The 13,122-nt window shown below is 63.0% G+C and carries 11 protein-coding genes and 1 pseudogene; 1 reads left to right on the forward strand and 11 read right to left on the reverse strand.

The annotated features are described in order from the left end of the window. Nucleotides 1-93: 93 nt before the first annotated feature. Nucleotides 94-1,497, reverse strand: coding sequence for a branched-chain amino acid transporter BcaP (bcaP, locus tag V8G57_RS25940; protein ID WP_342831902.1), 1,404 nt, complete (start codon nt 1,495-1,497; stop codon nt 94-96). A gap of 654 nt (nt 1,498-2,151) precedes the next feature. Between bcaP and V8G57_RS25945 the strand changes: the two genes are divergently transcribed. Then, nucleotides 2,152-3,426: a glycosyl hydrolase family 18 protein gene (locus V8G57_RS25945; RefSeq protein WP_342831904.1), complete on the forward strand. Its 1,275-nt coding sequence runs from the start codon at nt 2,152-2,154 to the stop codon at nt 3,424-3,426. Between the two features lie 123 nt (nt 3,427-3,549). Here V8G57_RS25945 and V8G57_RS25950 read toward each other — a convergent pair whose 3' ends face one another. From V8G57_RS25950 to V8G57_RS25995, 10 genes and pseudogenes are all read right to left on the reverse strand, one after another. Continuing rightward, nucleotides 3,550-3,879 carry a hypothetical protein gene (locus V8G57_RS25950; protein ID WP_342831906.1) on the reverse strand — a complete coding sequence of 110 codons (330 nt, stop codon included), beginning with the start codon at nt 3,877-3,879 and terminating at the stop codon, nt 3,550-3,552. A 133-nt stretch (nt 3,880-4,012) separates the two neighbouring features. Then, nucleotides 4,013-5,176 carry a glycoside hydrolase family 18 protein gene (locus tag V8G57_RS25955; RefSeq protein ID WP_342831907.1) on the reverse strand — a complete coding sequence of 388 codons (1,164 nt, stop codon included), beginning with the start codon at nt 5,174-5,176 and terminating at the stop codon, nt 4,013-4,015. A 14-nt stretch (nt 5,177-5,190) separates the two neighbouring features. Further along, nucleotides 5,191-6,105, reverse strand: coding sequence for a glycoside hydrolase family 16 protein (locus tag V8G57_RS25960; protein WP_342831909.1), 915 nt, complete (start codon nt 6,103-6,105; stop codon nt 5,191-5,193). A gap of 3 nt (nt 6,106-6,108) precedes the next feature. Beyond that, on the reverse strand, nt 6,109-7,419 hold the full coding sequence (locus V8G57_RS25965) for an MFS transporter (protein ID WP_342831911.1): 1,311 nt from the start codon (nt 7,417-7,419) through the stop codon (nt 6,109-6,111). A gap of 1 nt (nt 7,420) precedes the next feature. After that, nucleotides 7,421-8,971 carry a beta-N-acetylhexosaminidase gene (gene nagZ, locus V8G57_RS25970; protein ID WP_342831913.1) on the reverse strand — a complete coding sequence of 517 codons (1,551 nt, stop codon included), beginning with the start codon at nt 8,969-8,971 and terminating at the stop codon, nt 7,421-7,423. 72 nt (nt 8,972-9,043) lie between these two features. Continuing rightward, entirely contained in the window at nt 9,044-10,054 is a 1,011-nt protein-coding gene (locus tag V8G57_RS25975) for an SIS domain-containing protein (RefSeq protein ID WP_342831915.1), read from the reverse strand. Nucleotides 10,055-10,061: 7 nt separating this feature from the next. After that, the gene (nagA, locus tag V8G57_RS25980; protein ID WP_342831917.1) at nt 10,062-11,228 is read right to left on the reverse strand and encodes an N-acetylglucosamine-6-phosphate deacetylase; all 1,167 of its coding nucleotides are present in this window, start codon (nt 11,226-11,228) and stop codon (nt 10,062-10,064) included. After that, nucleotides 11,225-11,959 carry a GntR family transcriptional regulator gene (locus V8G57_RS25985; RefSeq protein WP_014006962.1) on the reverse strand — a complete coding sequence of 245 codons (735 nt, stop codon included), beginning with the start codon at nt 11,957-11,959 and terminating at the stop codon, nt 11,225-11,227. Before V8G57_RS25985 ends, nagA begins: the two co-directional genes overlap by 4 nt. Further along, nucleotides 11,953-12,858 carry a glucosamine kinase nucleotide-binding domain-containing protein gene (locus tag V8G57_RS25990; protein ID WP_342831919.1) on the reverse strand — a complete coding sequence of 302 codons (906 nt, stop codon included), beginning with the start codon at nt 12,856-12,858 and terminating at the stop codon, nt 11,953-11,955. Before V8G57_RS25990 ends, V8G57_RS25985 begins: the two co-directional genes overlap by 7 nt. A gap of 174 nt (nt 12,859-13,032) precedes the next feature. Then, nucleotides 13,033-13,122, reverse strand: a pseudogene (locus tag V8G57_RS25995) (biopolymer transporter ExbD); the annotation flags it as partial.

Raw genomic sequence — 13,122 nt, forward strand, 5'->3', positions numbered from 1 at the left:
CCGCACACCTACCGAAGTCGAGGCACAGTTCAAAAGTGCTTAATTAACCTGTCCACCAAAACCGGGACACCTCACTCCGACCCCATTTAACTACTACTGTTGCTGTGGCGGATGCAGCAGCGAACGTTTCCTGGCGTAGCCGAAATATATTGCGAAGCCTATCGCCAGCCAGCACAGGAACGCCATCCAGGTCACCGCCTGCAGATGAAACATCAGGAACACGCAAAACCCGATCGCCGCCACCGGCACAAACGGCACCCCCGGACACCGAAAAGCCCGCGGCAAATCAGGCCGCGTCCTGCGCAACACCAGCACCGCCACCGCAATCAGCGAAAACGCCATCAAGGTCCCGATATTGATCAGCTCAGCCAGGATATTCAGCGGAATCAGCGCCGCAATAAACGCAAACACGATCCCCACCAGCCAGGTAGTAAAGAACGGCGTAGCAAAACGCGGATGAATGCTCGACAGCTTCTTCGGCAGCAAGCCATCGCGCGACATGGCGAACAGGATCCGCGTCTGGCCGTAAGTCATCACCAGGATCACCGTGGTCATGCCGATAATCGCCCCAAGGTCGACAAACCCCGCAACCCAGTTCTCCCCCGCATACTGCAACGCCAGCGAAACCGGATGATCGACACCGTCGAATTTCGCAAACGGCACAATCCCAGTCATGATCGCCGCCACCACCACATACAGCAACGCGCAGATCCCCAGCGAAGCAATGATCCCCACCGGCAGCGCACGCGCCGGATTCTTGACCTCCTCCGCCGCCGAAGTCACCGCATCGAACCCGATGAAAGCAAAGAACACGATCGCCGCCGCATTGAACACGCCGTTATAGCCGAACGGCAGGTAAGGCTGCCAGTTGGCCGGCTGCACATGGCCGGCGCCGACCACGATGAACAGCAGCACCACCGCCACCTTGATGAACACCATGACGTTGTTGGCGCGCGCCGATTCGCGGATGCCAATGGACAGCAGCCCGGTAATCACCAGCAGGATGCAGAACGCCGGCAGGTTGAACCAGGTAGCGACGCCAGGAACTGCGCCCGGCGCCGCGGTCAGCACAGCCGGCAAGGTTATCCCGAAACCGGACAGCAGCGACTGCATGTAACCCGACCATCCGACCGACACCGCCGACGTCGCCAGCCCGTATTCCAGCATCAGGTCCCAGCCGATGATCCAGGCCACGATTTCACCCATGGTGGCATAGCTATAGGTATAGATCGAACCCGAGACCGGCACCGTCGATGAAAACTCGGCGTAGCACAGCGCAGCGAAACCGCAGGCGACCGCCGCCAGGATGAACGACAGCGACAGGCCGGGACCGGCCAGCAAGGCGCCGCTGCCGGTGAGGACAAAGATGCCGGTGCCGACAATCGCGCCGACGCCCAGCAAGGTCAGGTCCATCGCCCCCAGCGTGCGCTGCAGGCCGGTATTGGTGCGGCTGGAATGGATCATCTTATCCAGATCTTTGGTACGAAATAAACTCATGCAACAACCTCCTTCAAAAACGATGGCGCCACCCCAGCCAAGCGATAGCGGGAATTTCCTCTCTACAATCCTTGGAGTGGCGAAAAAGACAAGAATTATACTTGGTGGCGCTAGCCGGACCGGAAAACTGCCAGGCGCGCCTGGCAGTGCACATTTCCCCACGCATATGGATTTCCTCTGGCCGAGCTCCCTGCTGGTCGCCCTGCCGCCGCCTCCATCGATCGCATATCGATAGTCGATTTATCGCAAAACGGCTATTTCCCGGCCTTAAACCGAAAAAAAGTGACCAGTCCACTTATCAAAAAAACAGTCTACACAATTTCAATAATTATCAATATAAACAATACTTTAAGTCCATATGAGGCGCACCAAAATGAGACCACAAATTTATTAATCTAATACCAGTTAGATACAGATTGACAGCCACTTTTTGCGCTCTTAAAGTGCCCTTAATTCGATATTTCCATATGGAAATACTGAAGATGACGGATGAGATGCCGTCCGTTTCCGGCAATCTGGCCCAACGGCATTCGCAGTGATTGTTCGCAGTGATTTTTTAACAGCTTCGGTTTTGGTTCACATCGCATAACAAGTCCGTGCCTACCGGCAGCTGGCCTCCCCACGCTGCCCGACCAACCTTCTCAGGAGAGAAAATTGAAACTGAAACTCATACAGGGCCTCATGCTTACCCTGGCCTGCAGCGCCATCATGACCGGCGGCGCCGAGGCCAGCCCGTTGATGGCAGCAAGCGCGCAAGCAGCGACCACGGTAGCCTGTTATCCAGCCTGGGTCGCCAGCACGGCCTACACCGGCGGCGCCACTGTCAGCTACAACGGCGTCAACTACAAAGCCAACTGGTGGACCCAGGGGAACAATCCTTCGACCAACAACGGCGGCTCGGGCACAGGCCAGCCATGGACCATCGTCGAAAGCTGCGGCGTCGTGACGCCGCCTCCTCCTCCGCCGCCACCACCACCGCCTCCTCCAGGCGGCGGCACCACACCGGCCGGTTTCGTTTTCAGTCCGTACAAGGATGGCAACATCAACCTGAACTGGAATACCTATGCCATGAGCACCGCTGTCACCGGCAGCACGCAGACCGTGCTGAGCGCCATGCCAGCCAAGCTGACGACCCTGACCTGGGCCTTTGCGACCGGCGCCTGCGGTAGCGAAAACTGGGGCGGCGTATCGGCATCGGCCTTCGCGGCAGCCAACGTGCAATCGTTCGTCAACGCCGGCAAGAAGTACATTGTTTCCACCGGCGGCGCTGCAGGTTCCTTCACTTGCGGCAACGATGCCGACTTCAAGAAATTTATCCAGACCTATTATTCGGCCAACCTGGTCGGCATAGATTTCGATATTGAAGCAGGCCAGAGCACGGCTGACATCAACAACCTGGTGCTGCGCGTGAAAAACGCACAAGCGGCTTACCCGAACCTGCGTTTCAGCTTCACGCTGGCGACGCTGGGCGGCCATGTAACGCCTAGCCTCGGCTACTACGGCGTGCAAGTGATGCAGGCGATCCAGGCTTACGGCTTGACCAACTACACCATCAACCTGATGGCGATGGACTATGGCAGCTCGGCCGGCGGCAACTGCATGCTCAACAGCAGCGGCGGCTGCGACATGGGTGCATCGGCGGTGCAATCGGCAATCGAACTGCATAACCAGTACGGCGTACCGTACAAGCAGATCGAAGTGACGCCGATGATCGGCGGCAACGACACCACCGACGAAACCTTCTCCATCGCCGATGTCACGACGCTGGTGAACTTCGCGCAGCAGAATGGCCTGGGCGGCATCCACTTCTGGTCCTTCGATCGCGACCGCGATTGCGCGCCAGGCTCGGCTTCGCCTACCTGCAACACGTATGGCCAGGCAGGCACCTTGGGCTTCACCAACGCCTTCATCTCGAAACTGGGACTGTAAGCACAGCAGGGCCGGCGCAAGCCGGCGTCAAACAAAAAGCCCCGTCCAGATCTGGACGGGGCTTTTTTTCAACCTTGAAGACTATCGATGGCCGCACTCAGGCGCGCCATCCTCCACCATGCATCAACCGCGCTTGACCCAGGTCACCTTGCCGTTGGCGATGCCCAGCGTGCGCCGGTCTTCCCAATAGTCCATGGTGCCCATGAACTGTTCGCCGTTGCGCTCGCCAATGCGCCAGCGGCAGCCGGCCAGTAGCGCCGTTGCCTCGCTCTCCGTTTTGCCGATGAGCGCGCTGTCTTCCATTTTATCTGCCTTGCAGCCTTGCGCCGAACCCGGCGTTCCCTGCGGTCCAGGCGTTGCCGCCGGCGCCGAGCCCGGATCGGCGGCGCAACCGGCCAGCGTCACGCTCAATACTGCCGCTGCCGTCATGTGGCTGATGTTTTGGTTGGTCATTGTCTTGGATTCCTTTCAAGGATAGGCCGCGTTGGGCTTGCGGTGATGCGATCACCCTGCCCGGACGATTCTACTATGCAGCCAGGCAGCTGCCAACGACGGCGCTTTTCCCGGAAACCATCCGCCAGCAAGGCTACGGCTTGAGCAGGTCCGCCGCCACTTTATCAAGCAGCACCGCATCGCGGTCGGCGGACAGCTGCCAGAACATGGCGCCGCCCAGGCCCATCTGCTTCAGGTACTTGATCTTGTAGTCGAGCGACTCGACATCGTCGTAGCTGACGAATTCGCCGGTGTCCGGGTTGAACAGGTAAGGCACCTTGGCGGTGTCGTTCCAGTAACGGGTGAAGCCGTTGCGGTTCACCAGGGTAGCGCTGATGTCGGCGAAATCCAGTTCGCCCGGCTCGACGCCGCCGCGGCCCTTGCCGTTGCAATCCTGGTGCTGTCCGTGCAGCTGCGCGCCGCACTGTTTCCAGCTATAGCCATAGAAAGGCAAGCCCAGCACCAGCTTGCTCGCCGGGACGCCAGCCTGCAGGGCCATTTCGACCGTGCTGCTGACATTGAGCCTGGGGTCGGCGCCGGGCCGCGCCAGCGCCGGATCGTTGTACAAGGGCGCGACGTGGCCGGCGAACTTGCTCCATGAACCACTGAAGTCGTAGGTCATGATGTTGACCCAGTCGAGGATCGCGGCGACCTTGGCCATTTCGGTATTCTGGAAAAAACCCTGGTTGTTGCCGATCGCCGCGGTCAGCAGGTAAGCCCGGTGTTCCTGTTTGCCGGCGCTGTCGAGACGCTCGCGCAGCGCTTGCAGCAGCAGCGTGTAGTTCTGCTTGTCTTCCGGCCGCATGATATTGGCGGCGTCGCCGCCGGCTACCGGGAATTCCCAATCGATGTCGACGCCGTCGAAACCGTTTTTACGCAGGAAAGCTACGGCGCTGTCGGCGAATTTCCGGCGCGACTGCGGTGTCAGCGCCACGTCGGAAAACTCCTTGGAACCGGCCCAGCCGCCCACCGAGATCAGGGTCTTCAGCTTGGGAGAGCGGCTTTTGAGGCCGCGCAGCACGATATAGTCACGCGCGCTCTGGTCGGTGCCGGAGGACTGGTCGGCGACGATCTCGCCATCCTTGATCAGCGCGAATGCATAATTCAGGTGAGTCATCTTGCTGGCGTCGATATCCGCCACCGAGTACTGGCGCTGCTGCGACGGCAAGTAATATGCCACCACCTTGTAAGGCGCCGCCATGGCCACGGCTGGCAACAACGCTGCCAGCAGCATCGGTAACCGCATCAGTTTCATCATGTCTCTCGCTTATCCTAAAAATCGCAGTTGGACGGCAACGGCGGCGCCATGGCTGCGACCGTGTCCACATGGTGCACGCCGCCGCGGCGGTAAGCGCCGACTGCCGCCTCGACCTGCGCCGGCGACAGCAGCTGGTCCTTGGCGTGCATGACCCAGGCCAGGTCCTGTTCGTAGCGCCGTTCAACCTTGGTGTCCGGCAGCACGCCGCTGGGCGAAAACCACAAATTGAAATTGATCGACATCGGCTGCGCCGGGTAATTGCGGCCGCCGTGCTCGTCGAGCTGCACGCCATCCAGGAAATAACGGACCTTGCCGCCCGCCACTTGCATCAGCACGGTATGCCAGCCGCCCAGCGCGCGCTGTTCCTCATGCACCTGGTTGAAGGCATTCCAGGGGTCCATCTGCACCGTCTGCCAGGACACGCTGTACAGCCTGCTGTGCGGATTGCCCCAGCCGCCGTTGGGCAGGTATTCCCAGTCCAGCTCGCTGTACTGCGGATCGAAATCGTGCTTGAGCGGGCTGGAGGTGTAAAAGGATTCGACCACCAGGTCGCCGCCGGGGCCCTGCAGCGGCGCATCGGTAAACCGGATGCGGGCGGCGTAAGTGCCTTCAAAATATTTACGCTGGTGGCACAGCTGCGCCTGGTAAGTGCCTTCGGCCGTGCCGTCGGTGCGGGCGCTCAGGCGCAGCAGCCGCTGGCCGCCGGCTTGCGGATCGTCGACCAGGCTGATGGTGCCCGGCCCCCACTGTCCATGCTCGATGCCGGGATGGCCTTGCCGGTCGCGGATCTTCCAGCCGCCGGCTGTCAACGCGGCGGTATCGGCGTAGTGAAAGTCATCGAAGAAAATCCCGGCTGCGCCGGCAGCCGTGGCGTTGGCCGCTGCCAGCAATGACGCCAGGGTCAAAGGATATCGAGGAAAATTCTTCATCGCTCAAACCGCCGCCGGCTGCGCATCCGCTTCGGCAGCACGCTCATGGCGCCCTATCGGCACGATGCGCGACAACAGCAAGACCGGTATCGCTGAAACCAGCACCCACAGGAAGAAATGCTGGTAACCGAGCGCGCCCTGGACCGCGCCGCTGACCATCTTGAACAGCACGTAGCCCAGCTGCATGATGCCGGTGCCGAGCGCGTAGTGCGCCATCTGGTATTTGCCGACCGCGACTTCCTGCATGATGAACAGGATCAGCCCGACGAAACCGAAGCCGTAGCCGAACATTTCCAGGCTCAGGGCGGCGCCGATCACGCCCAGGCTGCTAGGCATGGCGGTGCTCAGGAAAAAATAAGCGAGGTTCGGCAGGTTCATCGCCAGGATCAGGAAAAACATGCTGCGCCGCAGGCCGCGCCAGGCCGTGAAATAACCGCCCAGCAGGCTGCCGGCGATGAACGCCACGGTCGCCAGCGTGCCGTACACGGCGCCGACTTCCGCCGTCGCCAGCCCCAGCCCGCCTTCGGCGCGCGCGGCACGCAGGAACAGCGGGCCGATGGTGGTGATCTGGCCTTCGCCGGCGCGGAACAGGATGATGAAGGCGATCGCCAGCCAGATGCCCGGCTTCTGGAAAAAATCGATGATCACGTCGCGCAGGGTGAGCCAGACGCCTCTCATCGCACCCTTGCCATCGGCATGACGGGCCACATTGCGGCCGGCCGGCAAGGCCCACAAATGATAGATGGCCAGCAGCAGCATGCTCAGCCCCAGCATGCCGAAAATCAGGCTCCAGGCTTGCGCCACCGCCATGCGTTTCTCGAAATAGCCGGCCAGCACCACCAGGCCGCCCAGCGAGAAAAACCGCGCGACATTATAGAAGCCGCCCTGCCAGCCGGCGTAGGTTGCCTGCTGGGTCGAACTCAGGCTGGCGATATACAAGCCGTCGGCAGCGATGTCATGGGTCGCGGAGGCAATCGCCACCAGCCCCAGCAAGGCGATGCTGACCGCGAAATAATCCGGCAGGTGCAGCGCCAGCGCCACCAGCCCGAGGCTGGCGCCGCCGAAAAACTGGAACAGCAGCACAATCGATTTCTTGCTGCGCGCCGCTTCCAGGAACGGACTCCAGAGCGGCTTGAAGACCCAGACGAAACCGAGCATGCCGGTCCACAACGCGATCCGGTCGTTGGCCATGCCCATGCTCTTGTACATCAGGCCGGCGATGGTCGCCACCACGAAATACGGCAGGCCCTCGGCGAAATACAGCGTCGGCACCCAGAGTGCGGGATGGTGCTCGGGTTTCTCCTGGATGCTCATGTCAGCGGCCGCCGTGGGTAGGGTTGCTGGTTACCGGCACCGGCATCTTGCCGTGCGCGTCGAGGTTGCCCGCCAGCCAGTCGGCGACGGCTTCCAGCGCCGCCGCGGCAAAGCCGTAGGTGATCAGCGCCGGCGCTGCGATATCCAGTATCTGGAACGGATTCCACAGCACCAGGTGCAGGTCGGGACGCCAGTTCTTGCTGGCGTTTTCGCCATAGCGCAAACGCGTGGTCGAGGCCAGGATCACGGTCCTGCCGTCGGCCGGCAAGGCGGTCCAGTCGAGGCTGTTCTCGGCGTCGAATGTCACCAGGTCGACATCGTAGCGGCGCGCCAGCAAGGCCGCCACCGCCTCTGCCGGCAGGCCCGCTTCCGCGACGCCGTCGCCGGCGGCGTCGGCGCATGCCACCAGGCGGATTTTTGCGCCGTCGGCCAAGCGCTGGGGCTGGCCGGCCACGGTCAGGGCGCGGCGCCAGGCCTCGGCCATCAGCCGTTCATCGGCAAATTCCGTGAGATAAGAACCGGCTGCGCAGGGATAGGCGGCAGCCAGGCGGTCCAACCGTCCCAGCCTCGCAGCCAGCGCCGCGCTGCCCAGTTCGCCGCGCTCATCGGCGGTAGCCAATGCCATCGTCAGAGACACCAGGGTTTCCTCCTGCGTGCGGCGGTTGCCCAGCGCCATGACCATGTCTGCGCCCGCCGCCAAAGCGCGCACGGCGGCGTTGCCGACGCCATAACGGCCGGCGATCGCGTGCATGTCCATGCCGTCGGTAATGATGACGCCGCGGTAATCCCATTCGGTGCGCAGCAGGCCGGTCAGGATCTTGTGCGACAAGGTCGCCGGATATTCAGGGTCCAGCGCCGGATAGACGATGTGCGCGCTCATCATGGCCGGCGCCCGCCGTGCCGCCCTGAACGGCGCCAGCTCCAGCAGGTCCAGCGCGCTGCGCGGCTTGGCTACCGTCGGCAGGTCGCGGTGGGAGTCGACGTGCGTATCGCCGTGCCCGGGGAAATGCTTGACGCAGCAAGCCACGCCCTCTTCCAGGCTGCCTTCCATCCATGCCAGCGCCAGCTCGGTGGCGCGTTGCGGATCGGCGCCGAAAGAACGCTCGCCGATAACCGGATTGGCTGGATTATTGTTGAGGTCCAACACCGGCGCGAAATTCCAGTTGAAACCGAGCGACTTGATGCCGCGCGCGACAGCGGCGCCGACAGCACGCGCCAGCGCCACATCGTCGACCGCTCCCAGCGCCATCGCCGCCGGCAGCGCCGGCAGCCAGGTAGCGCGCACCACGGCGCCGCCTTCCTGGTCGATGCCGATCAATGCATTCGGTCCCATTACTGCCCGCAAGTCAGCGGTCAGCTTGCTCAGCTGTCCGGCGTTCACCATGTTCTGGCGGAACAGGCAGACCGCGCGGATATGGTTGTCACGCAAGAATTGCGCGGTGTCCTCATCCAGCACCGTGCCCGGCATGCGGATCATGATCAGTTGCCCGGCGATGCGGCGCGCCGCGCTCAGCCTGTCTTGGGGATCGGATTTGCTATCGGTGCTGCTCATAGTGCTGCTCCATCTGTGCGGCGCGGCTGCGCGGTTTCAGCCGCTTAAATTCAGTCGCTTAAATTCAATCGATTAGTTGGTCTTGGTCACTTTGCTCAGATGGCGCGGCCGGTCAGGATCAAGGCCGCGGGCGATGGACAGCTCGGCTGCCATGACGTAGAAAGCCTGGATCGCCACGATCGGGTCCAGGTCCGGCGTCGGCGCCAGCGGCAAGGTCAGGTCGCGTTCGCTGACATCGGCCGGCGCCGCCAGCAATACGCGCGCGCCGCGTCCGCGCATTTCTTCGGCCAGCTTGACCAGGCCGGCCTGGGCCGGTCCGCGCGTGGCAAAAATCAGCAAGGGATAACCTTCATTGATCAAGGCCATCGGGCCGTGCTTGATCTCGGCGCCGCTGAACGCTTCAGCTTGCAGCACCGAGGTTTCCTTGAACTTGAGGGCCGCTTCGAGCGCTACCGGAAAGCTGGTGCCGCGCCCGACCACCATGATGCGCGAAGCCGGCGCCAGGACTTCGATGGCGGCCGACCAGTCGGTTTCGGCGGCCAGCTGCAGCGCCGCCGGCAAGGCCTCGATCTGCGCCAGGAATTCGGCATCGTCTCGCCAGTGCGCCACCAGGCGTGCCGCCGCGGTCAGGCTGGTGATGAAACTTTTGGTCGCCGCCACGCTCAGTTCAGGTCCCGCATGCAGCGGCAAGCACCATTCAGCGCTGTTGGCCAGCGGCGAAGCTGCATCGTTAACCAGTGCGACGGTAGTGGCGCCGCCTTCGCGGAAATAACGGATAGGCTCGATCACGTCCGGGCTCTGGCCCGACTGCGAAATGGCGATGGCCAGCGCATCGCGCGTCAGCAGCGGCGATTTGTACAGCGTCACCAGCGACATCGGCAACGAAGCCACGATGCGGCCAAGGCGCGCCATGATCAGGTAAGCGCAATAATTCGCCGCATGGTCGGAACTGCCGCGGGCGACAGTCAGCACGTTGGCGGGCTGCGCGCTGCGCAGCCGGGCGCCGAGCGCCGCATAGCTGTCTGTGTCGCGCTGCAATTGCAGGGCCACATGTTCCGCTGCGGAACACGCTTCCTGCAACATGAGCGAACTAAACTTCTGTGAGATCAATCTGTTCCCCTTCTACATAAACCGCGGTTAAATTGAGTTGCCGGTCCAGCACCACCAGGTCGGCATGGCAGCCGTGCGCCAGCCGGCCGCGCTGCTCCAGGCCGAGGTGGTCTGCGGCATAAGTCGATACCCGGTGCGACGCATCGTCCAGGCTGAGCCCGAGCCCGACCAGGTTGCGCAAGGCCTGGTCCATGGTCAGCGTACTGCCAGCCAGGGTGCCGTCGGCCAGCCGCACGCCGCCCATGCACTTGTGGACTTGCTGGCGGCCCAGCATGTAATCGCCGTCCGGCATGCCGGTAGCGGCGGTCGAATCGGTCACGCAATACAGCCGGGGAATGGCGCGCAGGGCAGCCTTGATGGCGCCGGGATGCACATGCAGCAAGTCCGGAATCAGTTCCGAATAGCGAGCGTGCGCCAGCGCCGCGCCCACCATGCCGGGCGCCCGCGCCTGGAAGCCGGTCATGGCGTTGAACAGATGGGTGAAGCCGGAAGCGCCGTGCTCCAGCGCTTGCACGCCCTCTTCATAACTGCCCAGGGTATGGCCGATCTGCACCCGCATGCCGGATTCGCTGAGGGTGCGCACTACCTCGAGGTGGCCGGCGATCTCGGGCGCCACCGTGATCAGCTTGACCGGCGCCATGGCGCTCAGGCGCGCCACTTTCTGCAGGGTCGCCTCCTGGGCGAAATCAGGCTGGGCGCCGAGCTTGCCGGGATTGATGTACGGTCCTTCCAGGTGCACGCCGAGCACCCGCGCGGTGCCGGCGCGGCGCTGGCGGCAGGCATGGCCGCAGGCTTCCAGCGCCTGCTCCAGGTCGCCCGGCGGCGACGTCATGGTGGTGGCGAGCATGCTGGTGGTGCCATGGCGCGCGTGGATGGCGGAGATCACATAGACCGCGTCGCCGCCATCCATGATGTCCTTGCCGCCGCCGCCGTGCACATGCAAATCGATGAAGCCGGGCAGGATGTAAGGATCGCGGTTGTTGTCGGGGTCGACCTCCGCGCCTTCAATCGCGGTGATGCGGCCGTCGAACCGCAGGACGCCGCTGACCCAGCCTTGCGGCGTCAATATATTGCCCTTGAGCTCGCCTTTGAAACTTTCGCCTGGATCACCTGCTGAGTCGCCGCCCGGTTGGCGTTGACCCGTCATCGACGCAACTCCGCGACGAAGTCGTAGTAGTCGCTGCGGCAATACGAATGCGACAGCTCGATTGCCGTGCCGTTTTCGAGGTAGCCGACGCGCGTGATGTGCAGCATCGCGGCGCCGGTCTTGATATCGGCCAGCTTGGCCTGGTCGGCGCTGGCGTTGATGGCGCGGATGTGCTGCAGGGCGCGCACCGGCGCCACGCCCAGCGTCTCCAGGTGGACATAAAGCGAATCCGTCACCGCTTTCGGATCCGGCAGGTAGTGCGCCGGGATGGTGGTGGTTTCGATCGCCATCACCACGTCGTCGGCGGTGCGCAGGCGCTTCAGGCGCGACACCACGGTATTCGGCGACAAGCCCAGCGCCAGGATTTCCTCGGCGACGGCGATGCCGGTTTCGCGCAGCAGCCATTGCGAACCGGGCCGGAAACCGCGCTGGCGCAGCTCTTCGCTGAAGTTGGTCAGGCGCGACAACGGCTGCTCCAGCTTGGGCGTGATGTAGGTGCCGGAACCGCGCTTGCGGATCAGCATGCCGCGTTCGCACAATACATCGATCGCCTTGCGCGCCGTGACCCGGGATATTTCGAGCGAATCGGCGAGGATGCGTTCGGACGGCAAAGCCTCGTCCGGCTGCCAGACGCCGCTGTTGATCTGTTCTGACAGACGGTTCACCAGCTGCAGGTATAAAGGCGTGTCGCTAGCGGCATCCGGCTTGAGTTTTTCTATCTGGGCTAGCATGTTTTTTTCCCTTTCAATCTTTCATCGATCAACCGCAGCGCGCCCGCGGCCGCATCTGCATGCGGCTTGACGACCAGCGCCAGCAACTGTGCGGGCAGGTACTCTTGCAGATGCGCGGCGAGGCCGCCGCACAAGGCAACCGGCAACTGCCCCGAGGGGTCGAGCGCAGCGGCGATCCTGGCGACTTCCTGTCCCGCCGCCAGCATGATCTGGCGCGCCGCCGGCTCGCGTCCGGCGTGGCTAACAACGATCGGCGCCAGCTGCGCGTAGCTGGTCTGGCTGGCGCCGGCCAGCCAGGCGAACATGCTGTCGCGATGGCTGTCGAAGCGGGTGTTGCCGCCGCGCTCGCAAAAATGGATCAGGGCGCGCGCAAAATCGCTGCCCGGCGCCCGGCCGTCCAGCACCTGCTGGGCGTGCGTGATGGCGCGCATGCCGATCCAGGCGCCGCCCGCTTCGTCGCTGGCGGGAAAACCCCAGCCGCCGACTTCGCGCCGCCGGCCGTCCGCCGTCAGTACTTCGCCGACGCTGCCGGTGCCGATGGCGATGATGACGCCGGGACGTCCCTGATGGGCGCCGACCAGGGTGGTGAAGGCATCGGTTTCCAGCACGGCGTCGCCGAAACCCGGATTCCTTGCCGCAAAATCGGCAGCCCACAGCTTGTTGTTGACGCCTGCCAGCCCCAGGCCGATGGCCATTTTTTCCAGCGCCGGCCGCACCAGGCCCGCGCTCGCAAATGCCGCGTTGAGCGTTTCCAGCACGGCCGACCAGGCTTGTTCCACGCCATGCATCAGCCCGGAAGGACCGCCGCTGCCAAACGCCAGCGGCGCGCCGTCATTACGCGCCAAGCGCACGCGAGTGCCGGTTCCACCGCCGTCGACGCCGATCAGGTATTCAATCATGTTGTTGCATCCGTCGCTTTCATCTGCCACTGGCGTTGTTCTTATTAGCGCTAACAAACTGGATTTACTGTATGAGGACAGGTAGCGGCTGTCAATCGGTCATTAAGTGGTATCGGCAAATCCACCGGATAGGCCCTTCAGCCAGGCATTTTCTGGTCAAAAAGATACTATCTGCTACTCCATGAACTGCTCATTGCCGACGATGCCGATCTTGGTGACGCCCAGCCGCTGCGCCGACGCCATCACGGCGGCCACCGACTTGTA

This window comes from Collimonas rhizosphaerae (assembly GCF_038896935.1).
GTDB lineage: Bacteria > Pseudomonadota > Gammaproteobacteria > Burkholderiales > Burkholderiaceae_D > Collimonas > Collimonas rhizosphaerae.

Coding starts and splice junctions, on each gene's coding strand:
- V8G57_RS25955 (WP_342831907.1), bottom strand. CDS start 5,176: ATGATGAAACTGATGCGGTTACCGATGCTGCTGGCAGCGTTGTTGCCA.
- V8G57_RS25960 (WP_342831909.1), bottom strand. CDS start 6,105: ATGAAGAATTTTCCTCGATATCCTTTGACCCTGGCGTCATTGCTGGCA.
- V8G57_RS25965 (WP_342831911.1), bottom strand. CDS start 7,419: ATGAGCATCCAGGAGAAACCCGAGCACCATCCCGCACTCTGGGTGCCG.
- nagZ (WP_342831913.1), bottom strand. CDS start 8,971: ATGAGCAGCACCGATAGCAAATCCGATCCCCAAGACAGGCTGAGCGCG.
- V8G57_RS25975 (WP_342831915.1), bottom strand. CDS start 10,054: ATGTTGCAGGAAGCGTGTTCCGCAGCGGAACATGTGGCCCTGCAATTG.
- bcaP (WP_342831902.1), bottom strand. CDS start 1,497: ATGAGTTTATTTCGTACCAAAGATCTGGATAAGATGATCCATTCCAGC.
- V8G57_RS25985 (WP_014006962.1), bottom strand. CDS start 11,959: ATGCTAGCCCAGATAGAAAAACTCAAGCCGGATGCCGCTAGCGACACG.
- nagA (WP_342831917.1), bottom strand. CDS start 11,228: ATGACGGGTCAACGCCAACCGGGCGGCGACTCAGCAGGTGATCCAGGC.
- V8G57_RS25950 (WP_342831906.1), bottom strand. CDS start 3,879: ATGACCAACCAAAACATCAGCCACATGACGGCAGCGGCAGTATTGAGC.
- V8G57_RS25990 (WP_342831919.1), bottom strand. CDS start 12,858: ATGATTGAATACCTGATCGGCGTCGACGGCGGTGGAACCGGCACTCGC.